Origin of the sequence: Achromobacter ruhlandii (genome assembly GCF_002082135.1) — a bacterium.
In the GTDB taxonomy this organism is placed as follows: Bacteria; Pseudomonadota; Gammaproteobacteria; order Burkholderiales; family Burkholderiaceae_B; genus Achromobacter; species Achromobacter ruhlandii.
This window is the reverse complement of the sequence record NZ_CP017433.1, coordinates 3016056-3033393: the sequence shown is the minus strand read 5'-3', so window position 1 is coordinate 3033393 and position 17338 is coordinate 3016056. Positions and strand designations below refer to the sequence as shown.

Here is a 17338-nt window from a genome sequence, read left to right as displayed (position 1 = left end):
GGACCGCAATCGTTGGCGCGCCTCGCCAGGGCGCCGCCCGCCTCGGGCGACCTACGAAGACACGCCACACCCAACGAAAAAAAAGGGCGCCCCTTTCAGCAGCGCCCAAATTTCCCTTCGCGGGGAATAAACCGTAATTCGAATCACCCGCCCAGATAAGCCTTCCGCACCTGATCATTGACCAGCAGATTCGCCCCCGTATCCTGGAGCACCACCCGCCCGTTCTCCAGCACATACCCGCGATCCGCCACCTGCAGCGCCTTGTTGGCATTCTGCTCGACCAGGAACACCGTCACGCCCTGCTCGCGGATCTCGCGGATGATGTCGAAGATCTGCGCGATCACCAGCGGCGCCAGCCCCAGCGTCGGCTCGTCCAGCAGCAGCAGGCGCGGCCGCGTCATCAACGCCCGCCCGATCGCCAGCATCTGCTGCTCGCCGCCCGACATCAGGCCGGCGCGCTGGCTGGCCCGTTCCTTCAGGCGCGGGAACAAGCCATAGACGTGGTCGATGCCCGCCTGGATCTCCTCGCGCTTGGAGAAAAAGCCGCCCATCATCAGGTTCTCGGCCACCGTCAGGTCCTTGAACACGCGCCGCCCTTCCGGCGAAATGGCGATGCCATTGCGCATGATGTGGTGCGTGTCCTTGTTGGTGATGTCCTCGCCCTCGAAGGTGATCTTGCCTTCCTTGGCGCGCGGATTGCCGCAGACCGTCATCAGCAGCGTGGTCTTGCCGGCGCCGTTGGCGCCGATCAGGGTCACGATTTCGCCCTTGTTGACGTCCACCGACACGCCATTGAGCGCCTGGATGGCGCCGTAGAACGTGTGAATGTTTTCCAGCTTCAGCATTTATTCCTCCCCCAGGTACGCCTTGATGACGCGCTCGTCGTTGCGCACCTGCTCGGGGGTGCCGGTAGTGATGGGCTTGCCGTGCTCCATGACCAGGATGCGGTCGGAAATGCCCATGATCAGGCTCATGTCGTGCTCGATCAGCAGCACCGCCACGCCGAACTCGCGGCGCAGCTGGTCGATCAGCGACTGCAGATCGCGCTTTTCCTGCGGGTTCAGGCCGGCGGCCGGCTCGTCCAGCATCAACAGGCGCGGCTTGGTGATCATGCAGCGCGCGATCTCCAGGCGGCGCTGGTGGCCATAGGCCAGGTTGCCGGCCTCGCGGTTGGCATACTCGCGCAGCCCCATGAAATCCAGCCACTGCGCCGCGCGCGACAGCGCGTCGGCCTCCGACTGGCGGTAGGACTTGAGCTTGAGCAGGCCCGGCAGCAGGCGCGATTCGACCTGCGTGTGCTGGGCCACCAGCAGGTTCTCCAGCACCGTCAGCTGCTTGAACAGCCGCACGTTCTGGAACGTGCGCACCAGCCCGTGGCGCGCCACCTTGTGGCTGGGCAGGCCGGTGATGGACTTGCCGTCCATCACGATATCGCCGGCCGTCGGCGCGTAGAAACCGCCCACGCAGTTGAACACGGTGGTCTTGCCGGCCCCGTTCGGGCCGATGATGGCGAACACCTCGTCGGATTTGACTTCGAACGCCACGCTATCGACGGCCAACAGGCCGCCGAAGCGCATGGTCAGTCCGGATACTTTCAGCAATGCCTCGCTCATTTAGCCAGCTCCACGTGGGGACGCTTCATGGGCAACAACCCCTGCGGACGCCACATCATCATCAATACCATCACCAGACCGAACATCAGCATCCGGTACTCGGCGAACTCGCGCGCCAGCTCGGGCAGCACCGTCAGCAGGACCGCCGCCAGGATCACACCGACCTGCGAGCCCATGCCGCCCAGCACCACGATGGCCAGGATCAGCGCCGACTCGATGAAGGTGAAGGATTCCGGGTTGACCATGCCCTGGCGCGCCGCGAAGAAGGCGCCGCCGAAGCCGGCGAAGGTCGCGCCCAGCGTGAAGGCCGACAGCTTGATGCGGGTCGGGTTCAGGCCCAGCGAACGGCAGGCGATCTCGTCCTCGCGCAGCGCCTCCCAGGCGCGGCCGACCGGCATGCGGATCAGGCGCGTGGAGACGAACAGCGTGATCAGCGCCAGCAGCAGCGCCATCATGTACAGATAGATCACCATGTGCTGGTTCTGGAACGTCAGGCCGAAGAAGTCATGGAACGTGGTCGCGCCCTCCTCGCTGGCGCGGCGCGTCATTTCCAGGCCGAACACCGACGGCTTGGGAATGCCCGAGATGCCGTCCGGACCGCCCGTGAGCGTGTTCAGGTTGATCAGCAGCAGGCGGATCATTTCGCCGAAGCCCAGCGTCACGATGGCCAGGTAGTCGCCGCGCAGGCGCAGCACCGGGAAGCCCAGGATGAAGCCGAACAGCGCGGCCATGGCGCCCGAGAACGGCAGCGCCTCCCAGAAGCTCCAGCCGCCCCAGTGGTACAGCAAGGCGTAGGTGTAGGCGCCGACGGCATAGAAGCCGACGAAGCCCAGATCCAGCAGCCCGGCGAAACCGACCACGATGTTCAGGCCCAGGCCCAGCATCACGTAGATCAGCACCAGCGTGGCGATGTCGACCGAACTGCGGCCGGCGAAGAACGGCCAGGTCACGGCCACCGCCAGGATCAGCAGCATCAACAGCTTGTGGTTCTTGGCCGGCGCCGACGGCAGCGTCGGCAGGTCTTTCTTGAGCTTCTGGAACGGCTTGGCGATCCAGGGCCGCAGCAGCTGGAACACGAACACGACCGCGGCGGCGATGGCCACCAGCGACCAGTGCGACTCCATCGAGGTGCGCGCGCCCTGGCGGATCAGTTGCAGGCCGAAGACGGGGGTGACGATGACGGCGGTCAGCACCGCCGCCATGGTGGCGTTTTTGAGATTGTTGTTCGACATCAGACTTTTTCCACCTCAGGTTTGCCCAACAGCCCGGTGGGACGGAACAGCAGGATCAGGACCAGCAGCGAGAACGCCACGATGTCCTTGTACTGCGACGAGATATAGGCTGCCGCGAACGTTTCGGCCAGGCCCAGCAGCACGCCGCCCAGCATGGCGCCGGGGATGCTGCCGATGCCGCCCAGCACCGCCGCCGTGAAGGCCTTGATGCCGGCCAGGAAGCCGATGAAGGGATTGAGCTTGCCGATGGTGATGGCGATCAGCACGCCGCCCACCGCCGCCAGGATCGCGCCCATCACGAAGGTGAACGAGATCACCCGGTTGGTGTCGATGCCCAGCAGGTTGGCCATGTGCATATCCTGCGAGCAGGCGCGCGAGGCGCGGCCCATGCGGGAATACTTGATGAACAGCGTCAGGCCGATCATCAGCACCACGGTCACCAGGATGATCATGATGCGCGAATACGGCACCGTCACATCGAAGTCGGATCCCATGTGGAACTGCACCGCGCCGGACACCAGCGAAGGCACGGCCATGTCGCGCGCGCCCTGGCCCAGGGCGACCCAGTTCTGCAGGAAGATCGACATGCCGATGGCCGAGATCAGCGCCACCAGGCGGGGACTGCCCCGCACCGGGCGGTACGCGACCCGCTCGACGCTGAAACCGTAGATGCCGGTGACGACGATGGCCACCAACAGCATGGCGGCAATGATGAACGGAACCGGCAGGCCGCTGCCCGTGCCGATGGCCGTCAGGGTGACCAGGCCGACATAGGCGCCGATCATGTAGATTTCGCCGTGAGCGAAGTTGATCATACCGATGATGCCATAGACCATTGTGTAGCCGATGGCAATCAACGCGTAGATCGCGCCCAGAGACAATCCGTTGAAGAATTGCTGGGTAAGTTGGGGTATGAGGTCGGACATTATTTCTCTTGCTCCAAATAGTTCCGGCTCCGGTAGAGAGACCCGGAGCCGGAAACCTGGGCGTATTTTAAGGGCCTGTGGTCACCGCATGCCGGCCGCACAGCGCTTTTGGCGCATCGCTACGCGGATTACGACACAACGACGACGACAGGCCCTGCGCGCCGGCAACACGCCGGCGGAATCGCGGGAGTTTACAGCTGGGTCTTCTTGCCGTTCTTGTCCCATTTGTAAACGGCGAACTCGAAGTTCTTCAGGTCGCCCTTGGCGTCGTACTCGACCTTGCCGATGCCGGTGTTGAAAGTGGTCTTGTGCATGTAGTCGGCGACCTTGGCGGGGTCTTCGCCCACGGCGTTGATGCTGTCGGCCAGGATCTGCACCGCGGCGTAGGCCGGCATCTGGAAGGCGCCGTCCGGATCGCGCTTGGCGTCCTTGAAAGCCTTGACGATGCTTTCGTTGCCCGGCAGCTTGGTGAAGTCGGCGGGCAGCGTGACCAGCAGGCCGTCGATGGCCGGACCGGCGATCGCCACCAGATCCTGGTTGGCGGTGCCTTCCGGACCCATGAACTGGACCTTCAGGCCCTGTTCACGCGACTGGCGCAGCAGCAGGCCGAGTTCGGGGTGGTAGCCGCCGAAGTAGACCAGGTCGACGCCGGCCGACTTGAGCTTGGTGATGATGGCCGAGTAATCGCTGTCGCCGACGTTGATGCCTTCGAACAGCGCCACGTTCACGCCTTCCTTGGCCAGGGTGTCCTTGACCTGGGTGGCCACGCCCGAGCCGTAGGTCTGCTTGTCGTGCAGCACGGCGACCTTCTTGGGCTTGAGGGTGTTGGCGATGTAGCGCGCGGCGTACGGACCCTGCTGGTCGTCGCGGCCAATAGTGCGGAAGAAGAAGTGCGGCTTGATCGTGTCGGTGACCAGCGGCGACGTCGCGCCCGGGGTGATGCCGACGATGCCTTCCTGTTCGTAGACGTTGACGGCGGCCACGGTCACGCCCGAGCACGCATGGGCCACGGCGAACTTGGCGCCGGAATTGACCACGCGGTTGGCGGCCGGCACGGCCTGCTTCGGTTCGCAGCCGTCGTCGATGAGAATCGGTTCGAGCTTCTTGCCCTTCACGCCGCCCTTGGCGTTGATGGTCTCGATGGCAGTCAGCGCGCCAGCCTGGATCTGGTCGCCATACTGGGTGTTGGGGCCCGTCATGGGCTGCGGGATGCCGATCTTGATCGTATCGGCGGCGTGCACGGAACCTGCCAGGGCAAGCGCCCCGAATGCCATAGCTACCGGGGTAAGGCGATGCAGAAACTTCATGCGGAGTTCTCCAGCGAGGTTTTGAGCGGCTCTGTTCGATCCGGCCTGTCGGGTGGATACCCCGCAACCCGTATCGCGCGTCGCCGGCTTCTTGGGCAAAAACACGGTGTGGGCGGTATTCTGGAAGCAAGCCGACATACTGTCACTGCGTGTAATCCCCAATATTTCACGACAAACCTTTAATCGTGACGGATTACCGCGACAAGTGCGTGAAAACGCAGGAGAAATCCGCGCGGCGCCTGCGATAGCGCATGGCGCCGCGGGCAAAAACATGGCAGGTGATTTATATGAATAATCATTAATACATCGTTTGACTTCGCATTTTCATACAGTGCTTACGCGAGTCTTACGGATAATGATTATCCCGTTAATAATAATCGCCGTTTTTTCGAAAATCAGGCGTTGGCCGGTTTGGCCAGATTCCACATCAGGGCGCGGAACGGCGCCAGCATGCTGATATTGACGGCCAGCTTGATCGCCAGGTCGCCCATCATCCAGGTCACCCAGGGCGTGCCGGTGGCGGCGAAGGCCACGCTGAAGAACACCGCGGTGTCCAGGATCGCGCCCAGCACGCCCGAGACCAGCGGCGCGCGCCACCAGCGCTGGTCACGCAGGCGGTCGAACACCTGGATGTCGACCAGTTGCGCGCAAATGTAGGCTAGGCCCGAGGCCAGCGCGATGCGCGGGGACGCCACCCACACCGACACCGCCAGCGCGGCGGCGAAACCGAACCACACCACCCGGCGCGCGGCCGCGGGGCCGAAACGCCGGTTGAGCACGTCGGTCACCAGGAACGCCACCGGATACGACAGGCCGCCCCAGGTCAGCCAGTCGTTCAGCGGCACCTGCACCAGGATGTTCGACCCCACCACCACCAGCAGCATGCACAGCACGGCGATGCCGAACTGCGCCCGGCTCATGGGGGCAAAGCGCGCCTTGGCCACGCTCACTTGCCGAACTCCTCGGCCAGCTCGCGCGAACGCCGCGCGGCCGCGGCCATGGCGTCCTCGACGATGCCGGCGAAGCCGGCGGCATTGAACGCGGCCAGCGCCGCGGCGGTGGTGCCGCCCTTGGAGGTGACGCGCTCGCGCAGCACCGACGGCGGCTCGGACGATTCGGCCGCCAGCTTGGTGGCGCCCGCGAACGTGCCCAGCGCCAGCTGGCGCGCCTGCTCGGCCGTCAGGCCGATCTTCTGGCCGCCGGCGATCAGGGCCTCGAGGAACAGGAAGACATAGGCCGGGCCGCTGCCCGACAGCGCGGTCACGGCGTCCAGCGCGGCATCGTCGGCCACCCAGACCACCTCGCCAACGCTGGCCAGCATGCTGGCGGCCAGGTCGCGGTCGGCCTGCCCCACGCCATCCAGCGCCGCCAGGCCGGTGATGCCGGCGCCCACCAGCGCCGGGGTGTTGGGCATGCAGCGCACCAGGCGGCGCCACGGCGCCTCGGGCGTGCCCAGCCAGCCGGCCAGCGTATCGGCGCGGATGCCGGCCGCCACGCTTACCACCAAAGTGTCGTCGCGCAACCACTGACGCGTGGAAGCCACAACGTCTTTCATGTTCTGTGGCTTGACCGCGAACACCCACACGCGGCAGCGCGCCAGGGCCTCGTCCGGGGCGGTCGCGGTGGTCATGCCGCGGGCCTGCCAGGCCGCATGCGAATCCTGGTTAATGTCAATGACATGAATGCTGCCGGCGGGGCATACTTTGCCCGCAAGACCGGAAGCCAGCGCGGAGGCCATGTTGCCGCCGCCGATGAACGCAATCGAAAGTTCGTTTTTCATAGCATGCGATTGTAAACCGGCCTGTTCCGGCGGGAAAAAAAAGAAAATGTTCGTTCGCGCCTAAAACGCGCAATTTGACAGGCGTTTTAAGTGATGTGAAAGTCACGGTTTTGTCACAAACAATTCATAAGGTGACGTGTTTTCCGCGCCCGGACAACCCGGTCGCGACACGCCCAACTGGAGGAAACCTCTCATGCGATCCCACCGAATTGCCCTTACCTTCGCCGCCGTCATGGCGGCCTTTGCCGGCGCTTCCGCCCACGCGGCCACCGAAATCACGTTCTGGCACTCGATGGAAGGCGCGCTCGGCGACCGCGTCAACGGTCTGGTCGACGAGTTCAACAAGAAGAACCCCGACTACCAGGTCAAGGCCGTCTACAAGGGCAACTACGGTGAATCGATGAACGCCGGCATCGCCGCGTTCCGCGCCGGCAACGCCCCGGACATCCTCCAGGTGTTCGAAGTCGGCACCGCCACCATGATGTACGCCAAGGGCGCCATCAAGCCGGTGCAGCAGATGTCGGAAGAAGCCGGCAACCCGATCGACCCGAAGGAATTCATCGGCGCCGTGGCCGGCTACTACTCGTCGGCCGACGGCAAGCTGGTGTCGATGCCCTTCAACAGCTCGACCGTGGTGTTCTACTACAACAAGGACGCCTTCAAGAAGGCCGGCCTGGACGCCGACAAGCCGCCCAAGACCTGGGAAGAGCTGGCCGCCGCCGGCCAGAAGCTCAAGGCCGCCGGCCAGGAATGCGGCTACACCACCTCGTGGCCGTCGTGGGTCCAGCTGGAGACGTTCTCGGCCTGGCACAACGTGCCGTACGCCACCAAGGACAACGGTTTCGGCGGCCTGGACGCCCGCATCGCCATCAACACCCCGCTGCACGTGCGCCACCTGGAAAACCTGGCCAAGCTGGGCAAGGAAGGCATCTTCATGTACGGCGGCCGCGGCGACGAGCCGAACTCGCTGTTCATCAGCGGCAAGTGCGCCATGATCACCGGTTCGTCGGGCCTGCGCGCCAACATCGCCAAGAACGCCAAGTTCGAATTCGGCACCTCGACCCTGCCCTACTACGCCGACGTGCAAGGCGCTCCGCAGAACACCATCATCGGCGGCGCCTCGCTGTGGGTCTTCGCCAACAAGAAGCCGGAAACCTACAAGGGCGTGACCGCGTTCTTCAAGTTCCTGGCCAGCCCGGAAATCGCCGCCCGCTGGCACCAGCAGACCGGCTACGTGCCCGTCACCAAGGCCGCCTACGAGCTGACCAAGAAGGAAGGCTTCTACGACAAGAACCCGGGCACCGAAGTCGGCGTCAAACAGCTGAACGTCGAAACCACCGCGCAGTCGCGCGGCCTGCGCCTGGGCTTCCTGCCGCAGATCCGTGAAATCGAGGACGCTGAAATCGAACGCATCGTGTCGGGCAAGGTCTCGGCCAAGGACGGCGCCGAGAACATCGTCAAGCGCGGCAACGAGCTGCTGGAAAAGTTCGAGAAGAGTGTAAAGTAACGCCCGTTGCAGGGCTTGCCGGCGAGTCCCGCGCCGCACAATTCCCTTTGTGCGACAAGGACTTGCCCAAGGCGAACAAGGCTTAAAGCCCTGGTTTTTTTGGGGCTTTAAGCCTATCGTGTTTTTATGAGTTCCGGCGCATTCGCGCCGCAGGCCGGCCGGCCCACCCCGGCGGCTGTTTCACCAGGCGGCGGTTAATCCAACCGCCGCTTTTCGTACCTTGGGTCCCCCCTATGGAAAAACGTGTTGTCTTCGGGCATAAGACGCTGCCCTATCTGCTGCTCCTGCCGCAGATCGTCATTACCGTGGTCTTCTTCTTCCTTCCCGCCGGCCAGGCCATGTGGCAGTCGATGCGGCTGGAAGATGCGTTCGGCCTGTCCTCCGAGTTCGTCGGTCTCGACAACTTCATGGAGCTGTTCTCGCAACAGGCCTACCTCGATTCCTTCCGTGTCACGGCGGTGTTCTCGATCCTGGTCGCGGTGGTCGGCCTGGGCGTGTCGCTGCTGCTGGCCGTCATGGCCGACCGCGTGATCCGCGGCGCCGGGCTCTACAAGACCCTGTTGATCTGGCCCTACGCCGTCGCGCCCGCCGTGGTCGGCGTGCTGTGGCTGTTCCTGTTCTCGCCCTCGGTCGGCATCCTGGCCGTGGCCCTGCGCCAGGCCGGCGTCGACTGGAACCCGCGCCTGGACGGCAACCAAGCCATGATCCTGGTGCTGATCGCCGCCGTCTGGAAGCAGGTCTCGTACAACTTCCTGTTCTTCCTGGCCGGCCTGCAGTCGATCCCGCGCTCGCTCATCGAGGCCGCCGCGATCGACGGCGCCAGCCCGTCGCGCCGCTTCTGGAGCATCGTGTTCCCGCTGCTCTCGCCCACCACCTTCTTCCTGCTGGTGGTCAACATCATCTACGCCTTCTTCGACACCTTCGCGGTGGTGGACACCACCACGCAGGGCGGTCCCGGCACGTCGACCTCGATCCTGGTCTACAAGGTGTACAGCGACGGCTTCCGCGGCCTGGACCTCGGCTCGTCCGCGGCCCAGTCGGTGGTGCTGATGTTCATTGTGATTGCCTTGACGGTCGTGCAGTTCCGCTACGTCGACCGCAAAGTGCAGTATTGATTTTCGAGGCAGATAACAATGGTTGAACGCCGTCCCTGGCTGGATATCCTGGCCCACGTCATCCTGCTGTGCGGGGTGGCCATGGTGGCCTTTCCACTCTACGTCACTTTCGTCGCGTCGACCCAGACCGCGCAGGAAGTGGCCTCCGCGCCGATGTCGCTGATCCCCGGTCCGCACTTCGTCGACAACTACATGCAGGCGCTGTTCGGCGGCTCTTCCGGCGGCTCGTCGGGCGCGCCGGTCGGCCGCATGATGTACGTCAGCCTGATCATGGCGCTGGCGATTTCCATCGGCAAGATCGCCATCTCGCTGCTGTCGGCCTTCGCGGTGGTGTATTTCCGCTTCCCCGGCCGCATGTTCTTTTTCTGGATGATCTTCGTCACGCTGATGCTGCCGGTCGAAGTGCGGATCGCGCCCACCTACAAGGTGGTGGCGGACCTGGGCCTGCTCAACAGCTACGCCGGCCTGACGCTGCCGCTGATCGCCTCGGCCACGGCCACGTTCCTGTTCCGCCAGTTCTTCCTGACGGTGCCGGACGAGCTGATCGAGGCCGCCCGCATCGACGGCGCCGGTCCGGTGCGTTTCTTCCGCGACGTGCTGCTGCCGCTGTCCAAGACCAGCATCGCCGCGCTGTTCGTGATCCAGTTCATCTACGGCTGGAACCAATACCTGTGGCCGCTGCTGGTGACCACGCAGGAAGACATGTACCCCGTCGTCATCGGCATCAAGCGGATGATCAGCGGCGGCGACAGCGTGACCGAATGGAACATCACCATGGCCACCGCCATGCTGGCGATGATCCCGCCGGCGCTGGTCGTCATCCTGATGCAGAAATGGTTCGTCAAGGGTCTGGTCGACACTGAAAAGTGACGTACGCCCTCTCGCCTACCCGACAACGACTCCGATACGAATAACTCATGGCTACTCTCAGCTTTCGCAACGTAAAGAAAACCTACGCCGGCAACGTGCCGGTCATCCATGGCATCGACATGGATGTGAAGGACGGTGAATTCATCGTCATCGTCGGCCCCTCGGGCTGCGGCAAGTCCACGCTGATGCGCATGGTCGCGGGCCTGGAAACCGTGACCAGCGGCGAGATCGTGATCGACGACAAGGTCGTCAACAATCTCGAGCCGGCCGAACGCGACATCGCGATGGTGTTCCAGAACTACGCGCTCTACCCGCACATGACCGTGTTCGAGAACATGGCGTACGGCCTGAAGATCCGCAAGTTCTCCAAGGACGAGATCAAGAAGCGCGTCGACGCCGCCGCCCAGATCCTGGAACTGACCCACCTGCTGGACCGCCGTCCGCGCGCCCTCTCGGGCGGCCAGCGCCAGCGCGTGGCCATGGGCCGCGCCATCGTGCGCGAACCCAAGGTGTTCCTGTTCGACGAACCGCTGTCGAACCTGGATGCCAAGCTGCGCGTGGCGATGCGCCTGGAAATCATGAAGCTGCACCGCCGCCTGGGCACCACCAGCCTTTACGTGACGCACGACCAGGTCGAGGCCATGACGCTGGCGCACCGCATGATCGTCATGTACCAGGGCGTGCCCGAGCAGATCGGCACGCCGATGGAAGTGTTCGAAAAACCCGCCTCGACCTTCGTCGCTGGTTTCATCGGCTCGCCGCCGATGAACCTGATGGAAGTCAACGTGGCCGGCGACGGCACGGTGCAGACCGTCGACGGCCTGGCGCTGGAGATCTCGCCGCTGCAGGTGCCGTCGCAGGTGCGCGGCCGCAAGGTCATCATGGGCATGCGCCCCGAGCACATGCTGCTGAACACGCAGGGCGTGCCGGCCGAAGTCGAGATGGTCGAGACGCTGGGCTCCGAACAGCTGGTGCACTGCCGCTGCGGCAAGTCGACGCTGGTGGTGCGCTGCACGACGCGCCAGTTGTCCGAGTCCTCGGCCAAGGTCGGTGACCGCGTCAACGTCGGCCCCGACGGCCGCCACCCGCTGCACTGGTTCGAGGCCGACACCGGCCGCCGCGTCCAGGGACTGTGATCCCTCGCTGGGCGGGCTCGGCGGCCAGATAGCCCGCCGCGCCGCCCCAGCCTCCCCCGCCCCGCTCGGGGCGGGAGATTCCCGCCAGACGCTCAATACGTGTACGTGATCATCGTACCGATGGAGTACTGGTTGCGCTCCTTCACGATCGGGCTGTCGGCCGCGTCGCCATACAACCGGCGCGCCTCGGCCGCGACCGACCACGACCATTCCTTGCTCAACGGCAGCGCCCAGGTCGCGCCCAGCCCGATGCTTTCCAGCCCCCCTTTGGGGTTGTAGCGGCGGTAGCCCGAGTTGGCCGACTGGCGATCGCTGACGCCGTACCAGGTGCGCATGTAGTTGCCGTCGCCGAAGTTGCCGGTCAGCCCCAGCGACAGCGAGCCCGCCGACCCTTCGTAGACCGTGGTGCTGGCGCCCAGGTTGAACAGCGTGTAGGCGCTGCCCACGTCGCGGTCGTCGCCCTTCTTGAACGCGTGCGCCACCGTGGCCGACAACGTCACCGGACCCACCTGGGTCTCAACGTCCATGCCCACCTGCGCGCGGCTCTTGATGTCCCCCATCCCGCGCAGTTTGTTCGAACCTTCGAACCCCTTCTTGTGGTCCTTGCGCGAGGCGCTGGGCGAGAGATAGAAGCGGAAGGTGCTGCTCAGCGCCTCGGTCTGCCACCCCAGGCCGTGCGCCGTATCCAGGAAGAAGCCGCCCGGGCTGCGGATGCCCAGCCCGAAGACAGGCAGCGCCGAACTTTCGTCGCTGCCGCTGTAGCGCGGCGCGTAGCCCACGCCCAGGGTGCCGTAGAACTTCCACTCGTCGGCGGGCTTTTCGGTGCCGGTGGACACCTCGATGCCGCGCGAGCTGGCGCCGCGAGAACCATAGACCGAGTTGTCGGCGACCTGCAGGCCGCCCGCGGCGAAAGACAGCGCCGGCAGGCCTGCCAGAAGACAGGCCGCGCCGGCGCGGCGCTGCATCGAGGACATTGAGGGATATCGCTTCATAAATACATCCGGGAAACGAGGTTGGAGGAAAACAGGGATGCGCCGCGTCGCGCGCGGCGCGGCACTACTCTTGCGGCGCGCCCTTCGCTTGGCGCATCAGGTTCATTGCCAGGGCCGAGACCGAGGCCACCAGTGGTTCGGCGCTGTCAGCGTTGCTCATGACCAGCACCGCCAGCTTTTCGCGCGGCGCCAGCAGCCAGCGGGCGTGGAACGCCTCGGTGGCGCCGCTGTGCTCGCGCAGCGTGTCGCCGGCGATGTCGTCCTGGTCACAGGGCGCCGCCAGCCAGGACAGCGCCAGGCGGCACTCCAGCTCCATGCCGTTGGCCACGGTTTCGAGGTTGAGCAGCGTGTGCGCGGATTCGTCGTTCAGGATGCGGCGTCCCTGGTAGGTGCCGCCAGCGAACAGCATGCTGGAAAAGCGCGCCATTTCCGCCGAACTGGCCCACAGGCCCTCGGCGGCCTCGTTCGGCTGCGGTTGTTCCGTCCATGGCAGGCCGCGGCGATAGCCGGCCGCGCGCAACTCGCGCGCATCGTCGCCGGCGCCGGCGATACGAAAGCCCGCGCGGGAAATGTTCAGCGGCCGCAGCAGCGTGCGCCGCACGTAGGCATCGAACGGCTCGTCGGCCACGTAGGCCAGCATTTCGCCCAACATCGCATAGCCCATGTCGGCGCGCGCCCGGCCCATGGTGTCTTGCGGCGTGTCGGGACGCAGCGCCAGCAGGCGGCGGGCGGTGAAGGGATAGGTCCCCATCCAGTGCATGGCGGCGCGGCGCGGTTCGACCTGCCAGGGCGGCAGCGCCTGCGCGGCGGGCACGTCGAGCGACAGGCGGCCATCATCGGCGGCGCGCAACACGCCTGCCGCGGTGATGACCTTGGAGATGGCGCCGACCCGGTACAGCGTGTCGCCGGTGGCGTTGCGATGACGCGCCGAATCGGCATAGCCGAAGCCGCCGCTCCAGACCGTGCGCTGGTCATCGACGATGGCGATCGAAAGGCCCGGCACCCCCTGCGCGCCCAGGTCATGGGCGATGCGCTGCTTCAAATAGGCCACCACCGCCGGGTAATCGCCCTTGGCGATGGCGGGTGGGGCGGCCGGGGCCACGCCCTGGCAGCCGCCGGCGGCGATCAGTAGCATGGCGGTGGCGGCCAGGCGGGTGAGCGAGAACATGACGGACGCGGCTTCCTCTTTGGAGAACTGCCGTCATGCTAGTCAGGGGCAACGCGCCGATCTTTCCTGCTTTGTAGGGAGTTTGTGAAGATTCGGCGGGCCGATTGTGAAGTTTGTTAAAGGCGGGCCGCAAGGGAGGGCCAGGCCTGGCTCGGACTCCTCAGGCTGCCTTCCAGCTGATGATGAAGCGGGCTCCGCCCAGCGGGCTGTCGCTGGCCTCGGCGGTGCCGTTGTGCCAGCGCGCCACGCGTCTGACGATGGCCAGCCCCAGGCCGGCGCCGCCGGTGCCCCGGTCACGGCTTTCGTCCAGGCGGATGAAGGGCTCGAAAATGCGCTCGCGATCGGCCTGGGGGATGCCGGGGCCGTCATCGTCGACCATCAGCACGTATTCGCGCGGCGCCGGCGACACCAGGCTGACCTGTACCCGGCGGCCGGCGTAGCGGATGGCGTTCTGCAGCAGGTTCAGCAAGGCCCGCGTCATGTAGCGCTGGTGCAGGTGCACTTCGCGCACCTGGCACAACACCACTTCGCAGCGCACGTCGGATTGCTCGGCCTGGAAACCGGCATGCTGCACCACCGAATCCAGCCAGCTGCGCGCGTCCTGCGGTTGTAGCGCGACGCCATCGCCCTTGTGCTCCAGGCGCGCGTACATCAGCAGCTCGGAGGCCATGCTGTCCAGTTCGGCCACGTCGCTTTTCATGTCGTCGATCAGGCGCTTGCGCTCGGCCGGTTCCTCGGCGCGGCCGATCATGTCCAGCTCGAACGACAGCCGCGCGATCGGCGTGCGCAGTTCGTGCGAGACGGCGTTGGTCAGTTCGCGCTGGTTGCCGATCAGGGCGCCAATGCGCTCGGACATCTGGTTGAAGGTGTCGCCCAGGTTGCCAATGCTGGAATGGCGCGACAGCCGGGCGCGCGCCTGCAGGTCGCCCTGCCCCATGCGCTGCGCCGCCGTCTTCAGGGCCTCCAGATCGCGCCAGATCGGCAGCGCCCACACCAGCATGAAGGCGCACAGCAGCAACCCCAGGGCCGAATAGACCGCCGCCACCACCCACGGGCCGAACGAAGGCTCGGGCGGCAGCTTGACCTCCAGCCACTGGTCGCCGGGGCCGGGAATGGCCGCCACGAAGGTCTGCATCTTGTCGCGGATGAAAAAATCCCCGCGCGCCACGATGCGCCGTTCCTTGTCGCTGGCGTTGTAGTCCGAAGCGTTGAAGACCCGCAGGCCCAGGCCGTAGTATGGCGCCAGCTGCCGCTCGATGTAGGCGGCGCGCGCGCCCGGCTCGACCTTCGACAGTTCCAGCACCAGCGAGTGGATCTGCCCGCGCACCGACTCGCGGGTATAGGCGTCGCTGACCGGCTCGAACAGGTAATTGGCGGAACGGTCCACGACTTCGTTGGAAATCACGAAACCGACCGCCAGCACCACGAAGAGCCGCAGGACGAATTTAATCATCACTGCCCTCGTGCGCCTTGGGCGAGAACAGATAGCCCTTGCCCCACACGGTCTTGATGCGCGCCGGGTCGCGCGGGTCGTCGTCCAGCTTGCGGCGCAGCTTGCTGACGCAGACGTCGACGCTGCGGTCCAGGCCGTTGAATTCGATGCCGCGCACCGCGTTGAGCAGGTCGTCGCGGGTCAGCACCTGGCCGGCCTGGCTGGCCAGGGCCCACAGCATCTCGAACTCCATCGTGGTCAGGTCGACCTCGGCCCCGCCATGCACCACCGCCCGGGTGCGCCGGTCGATGACCAGCGGGCCGAATTCCAGGCGCTCCGGCGGCTCTTCCAGCTGGCTATGGCGCCGCAGCAGCGCGCGGATGCGCGCCAGCAGCACGCGCGGCTCGACCGGCTTGATGACGTAGTCGTCCGCGCCCAACTCCAGGCCCAGGATCTGGTCCAGGTCGTCTTCACGAGCGGTCAGCATCAGGATCGGCGCCGACGAGAAGGCCCGCAGGTCACGGCAGACCTGCAGGCCGTCGCGCCCGGGCAGCATCAGGTCGAGGATGGTGATGGCCGGGTCGTGGCGGCGGAACGCCTCCACCGCATGGTCGCCGCGGTAGGCCTGGGCGACCTGGAACCCGTGTTGCTCCAGGAACTGCGCGATCAGGCGCGACAGCTTCGGATCGTCTTCGACAAGCAAGGCCTTGGTCATGGAATGTCCGGACAGGAAAAGAGAGTTCGATTTGGCCGCATTCTACGCAATACGGCGCAAGCGGCGTTCGACCGGGGGGCCGGCGGATCGGTTCCCGGCTGGCGCCGCCCACGGAAAAGCCGGGCGGGAAGACGCTGCTTCCGGCCCGGCCGAAGGGGTCTGGCGCGTGGCGCGCGCCCGCGACGGCAAGGCCGCCCGGGACGCGCCAAGCCCTTACTTGTAGACGGACTTGGAGCCGTCCTTGTGCCACACGAACACGTCGAACTGGAAGTTCGTCAGGTCGCCCTGCTTGTTCCAGCTGACCTTGCCGATGGGCGTGTCGAACGAGTTGGCGTGCAGATACTTGGCGACCTTGGTCGGGTCTTCGCTGCCGGCGCCCTTGATGCCGTCGGCGATGACCTGGGTGGCGGTGTAGGCCGTCATCTGGAACGCGCCGCTGGCGTTGCGCTTCTTGGCGGCGAAGGCCTTGACGATTTCGGCGTTGGCGGCGTTCTGGGTGAAGTCGGCCGGCAGCGTCAGCAGCATGCCCTCGACGGCGTCGCCGGCGATGGCGTTGATGTCCGGGTTGCCCGTGCCTTCCGGACCCATCCACTTGGCCTTCACGCCCTGCTCGGCCGCCTGGCGCAGCAGCAGGCCCATTTCAGGGTGGTAGCCGCCGTAGTAGACGAAGTCCACGCCCTGGCTCTTGAGCTTGGTGATGACCGCCGAGTAGTCGCTGTCGCCGGCGTTGATGCCTTCGAAGATGGCGACGGGCACGCCGCCCTTTTCGAGGTCGTTCTTGACGGCGGTGGCGATGCCCTGGCCGTACGACTGCTTATCGTGCAGCACGGCGGCTTTCTTGGGCTTGAGCTTTTCCAGGATGAACTTGGCGGCGGCGGGACCCTGCTGGTCGTCGCGGCCGATGGTGCGGAAGATGAACTCGTAGTTCTTGCCGTCGGTCAGGGCCGGCGACGTGGCCGAGGGCGTGACCATGACCACGCCTTCGTTGTTGTAGATGTCGGCGGCGGCGATGGTGGCGCCCGAGCAGACGTGGCCCACGACGAAGCCGATCTTGCTGTTGACCACGCGGTTGGCGGCGACCGGACCCTGCTTGGGTTCGCAGCCGTCGTCGATGACCACGGTTTCGAGCTTCTTGCCATTGATGCCGCCGGCGGCGTTGATGCGTTCCACCGCGGTGTCGACGCCTTCACGCACCATGTCGCCGTACTGGGTGACCGCGCCAGTGGTGGGGCCCACCACGCCGATCTTGATGGTCTGCGCCTGCGCGCCGGCGCTGAACGCCAATCCGGCGGCGACGCCCAGGGCCGCGATGACCGGGGTCAGACGAAATGCTTGCTTCATGAGTGGACTCCCTTAATGGCTTGTAATCGTTGGTTTATGTACGGGCGGACGGCCGGAAAACGCGATGGTCACGCCCCGTTACGTTGCATTAGCACGGCAAGCATACACTGAAAAATAGCGGCTCTTGCAGGGGTTCCGGCCCGACTTGGGCGGGGGTTTCGATATTGCGGTGCCGCATCAAGGGGCGGCCGCCCTTATGCCCAT

Annotated in this window: 16 protein-coding genes; 4 read left to right on the top strand and 12 right to left on the bottom strand. The window is 65.4% G+C overall.

Translation table 11 applies throughout. The features are described 5' to 3' along the window. Positions 1-143: 143 nt before the first annotated feature. The 7 genes from AruCF_RS13620 to proC form a co-directional block, all read right to left on the bottom strand. The gene (locus tag AruCF_RS13620) at positions 144-845 is read right to left on the bottom strand and encodes an ABC transporter ATP-binding protein (protein ID WP_049073552.1); all 702 of its coding nucleotides are present in this window, start codon (positions 843-845) and stop codon (positions 144-146) included. Next, complete coding sequence (gene livG / locus AruCF_RS13615; protein WP_049073551.1) at positions 846-1613, bottom strand: high-affinity branched-chain amino acid ABC transporter ATP-binding protein LivG; 768 nt, start codon at positions 1611-1613, stop codon at positions 846-848. Then, positions 1610-2845 carry a high-affinity branched-chain amino acid ABC transporter permease LivM gene (locus AruCF_RS13610; protein ID WP_049073550.1) on the bottom strand — a complete coding sequence of 412 codons (1236 nt, stop codon included), beginning with the start codon at positions 2843-2845 and terminating at the stop codon, positions 1610-1612. Before AruCF_RS13610 ends, livG begins: the two co-directional genes overlap by 4 nt. Beyond that, a complete protein-coding gene (gene livH / locus AruCF_RS13605; RefSeq protein WP_049073549.1) occupies positions 2845-3771 on the bottom strand; it encodes a high-affinity branched-chain amino acid ABC transporter permease LivH in 927 nt (308 codons plus the stop codon). Before livH ends, AruCF_RS13610 begins: the two co-directional genes overlap by 1 nt. Before the next feature lie 191 nt (positions 3772-3962). Next, on the bottom strand, positions 3963-5078 hold the full coding sequence (locus AruCF_RS13600) for a branched-chain amino acid ABC transporter substrate-binding protein (protein ID WP_049073548.1): 1116 nt from the start codon (positions 5076-5078) through the stop codon (positions 3963-3965). A gap of 395 nt (positions 5079-5473) precedes the next feature. Then, the gene (locus tag AruCF_RS13595; protein ID WP_049077771.1) at positions 5474-5998 is read right to left on the bottom strand and encodes a queuosine precursor transporter; all 525 of its coding nucleotides are present in this window, start codon (positions 5996-5998) and stop codon (positions 5474-5476) included. Positions 5999-6024: 26 nt separating this feature from the next. Then, positions 6025-6858, bottom strand: a complete 834-nt coding sequence (gene proC / locus AruCF_RS13590) for a pyrroline-5-carboxylate reductase (protein WP_049073547.1) — start codon at positions 6856-6858, stop codon at positions 6025-6027. A gap of 193 nt (positions 6859-7051) precedes the next feature. On the opposite strand from proC, the gene ugpB reads away from it, so the two are divergent. The 4 genes from ugpB to AruCF_RS13570 all read left to right on the top strand — a co-directional run bounded on the left by ugpB (position 7052) and on the right by AruCF_RS13570 (position 11486). After that, on the top strand, positions 7052-8365 hold the full coding sequence (gene ugpB / locus AruCF_RS13585; protein WP_049073546.1) for a sn-glycerol-3-phosphate ABC transporter substrate-binding protein UgpB: 1314 nt from the start codon (positions 7052-7054) through the stop codon (positions 8363-8365). 233 nt (positions 8366-8598) lie between these two features. Then, positions 8599-9480 carry a sn-glycerol-3-phosphate ABC transporter permease UgpA gene (gene ugpA / locus AruCF_RS13580; RefSeq protein WP_006386446.1) on the top strand — a complete coding sequence of 294 codons (882 nt, stop codon included), beginning with the start codon at positions 8599-8601 and terminating at the stop codon, positions 9478-9480. An 18-nt stretch (positions 9481-9498) separates the two neighbouring features. Continuing rightward, a complete protein-coding gene (gene ugpE / locus AruCF_RS13575) occupies positions 9499-10350 on the top strand; it encodes a sn-glycerol-3-phosphate ABC transporter permease UgpE (RefSeq protein ID WP_006386445.1) in 852 nt (283 codons plus the stop codon). Positions 10351-10397: 47 nt separating this feature from the next. Next, the gene (locus AruCF_RS13570) at positions 10398-11486 is read left to right on the top strand and encodes a sn-glycerol-3-phosphate import ATP-binding protein UgpC (RefSeq protein ID WP_006386444.1); all 1089 of its coding nucleotides are present in this window, start codon (positions 10398-10400) and stop codon (positions 11484-11486) included. A gap of 92 nt (positions 11487-11578) precedes the next feature. Here the strand turns inward: AruCF_RS13570 and AruCF_RS13565 are convergent, their stop codons facing one another. The 5 genes from AruCF_RS13565 to AruCF_RS13545 form a co-directional block, all read right to left on the bottom strand. Next, the gene (locus AruCF_RS13565) at positions 11579-12478 is read right to left on the bottom strand and encodes a MipA/OmpV family protein (protein WP_231891631.1); all 900 of its coding nucleotides are present in this window, start codon (positions 12476-12478) and stop codon (positions 11579-11581) included. Positions 12479-12542: 64 nt separating this feature from the next. Further along, positions 12543-13646 carry a serine hydrolase domain-containing protein gene (locus AruCF_RS13560; RefSeq protein WP_049073544.1) on the bottom strand — a complete coding sequence of 368 codons (1104 nt, stop codon included), beginning with the start codon at positions 13644-13646 and terminating at the stop codon, positions 12543-12545. A 160-nt stretch (positions 13647-13806) separates the two neighbouring features. Further along, the gene (locus tag AruCF_RS13555) at positions 13807-15099 is read right to left on the bottom strand and encodes an ATP-binding protein (RefSeq protein ID WP_049073543.1); all 1293 of its coding nucleotides are present in this window, start codon (positions 15097-15099) and stop codon (positions 13807-13809) included. Then, positions 15092-15793, bottom strand: coding sequence for a response regulator (locus AruCF_RS13550; protein ID WP_083036777.1), 702 nt, complete (start codon positions 15791-15793; stop codon positions 15092-15094). The genes AruCF_RS13555 and AruCF_RS13550 overlap by 8 nt, the downstream gene beginning before the upstream one ends. Positions 15794-16006: 213 nt before the next feature. After that, entirely contained in the window at positions 16007-17134 is a 1128-nt protein-coding gene (locus tag AruCF_RS13545) for a branched-chain amino acid ABC transporter substrate-binding protein (RefSeq protein WP_049073541.1), read from the bottom strand. Between the last annotated feature and the right edge of the window lie 204 nt (positions 17135-17338).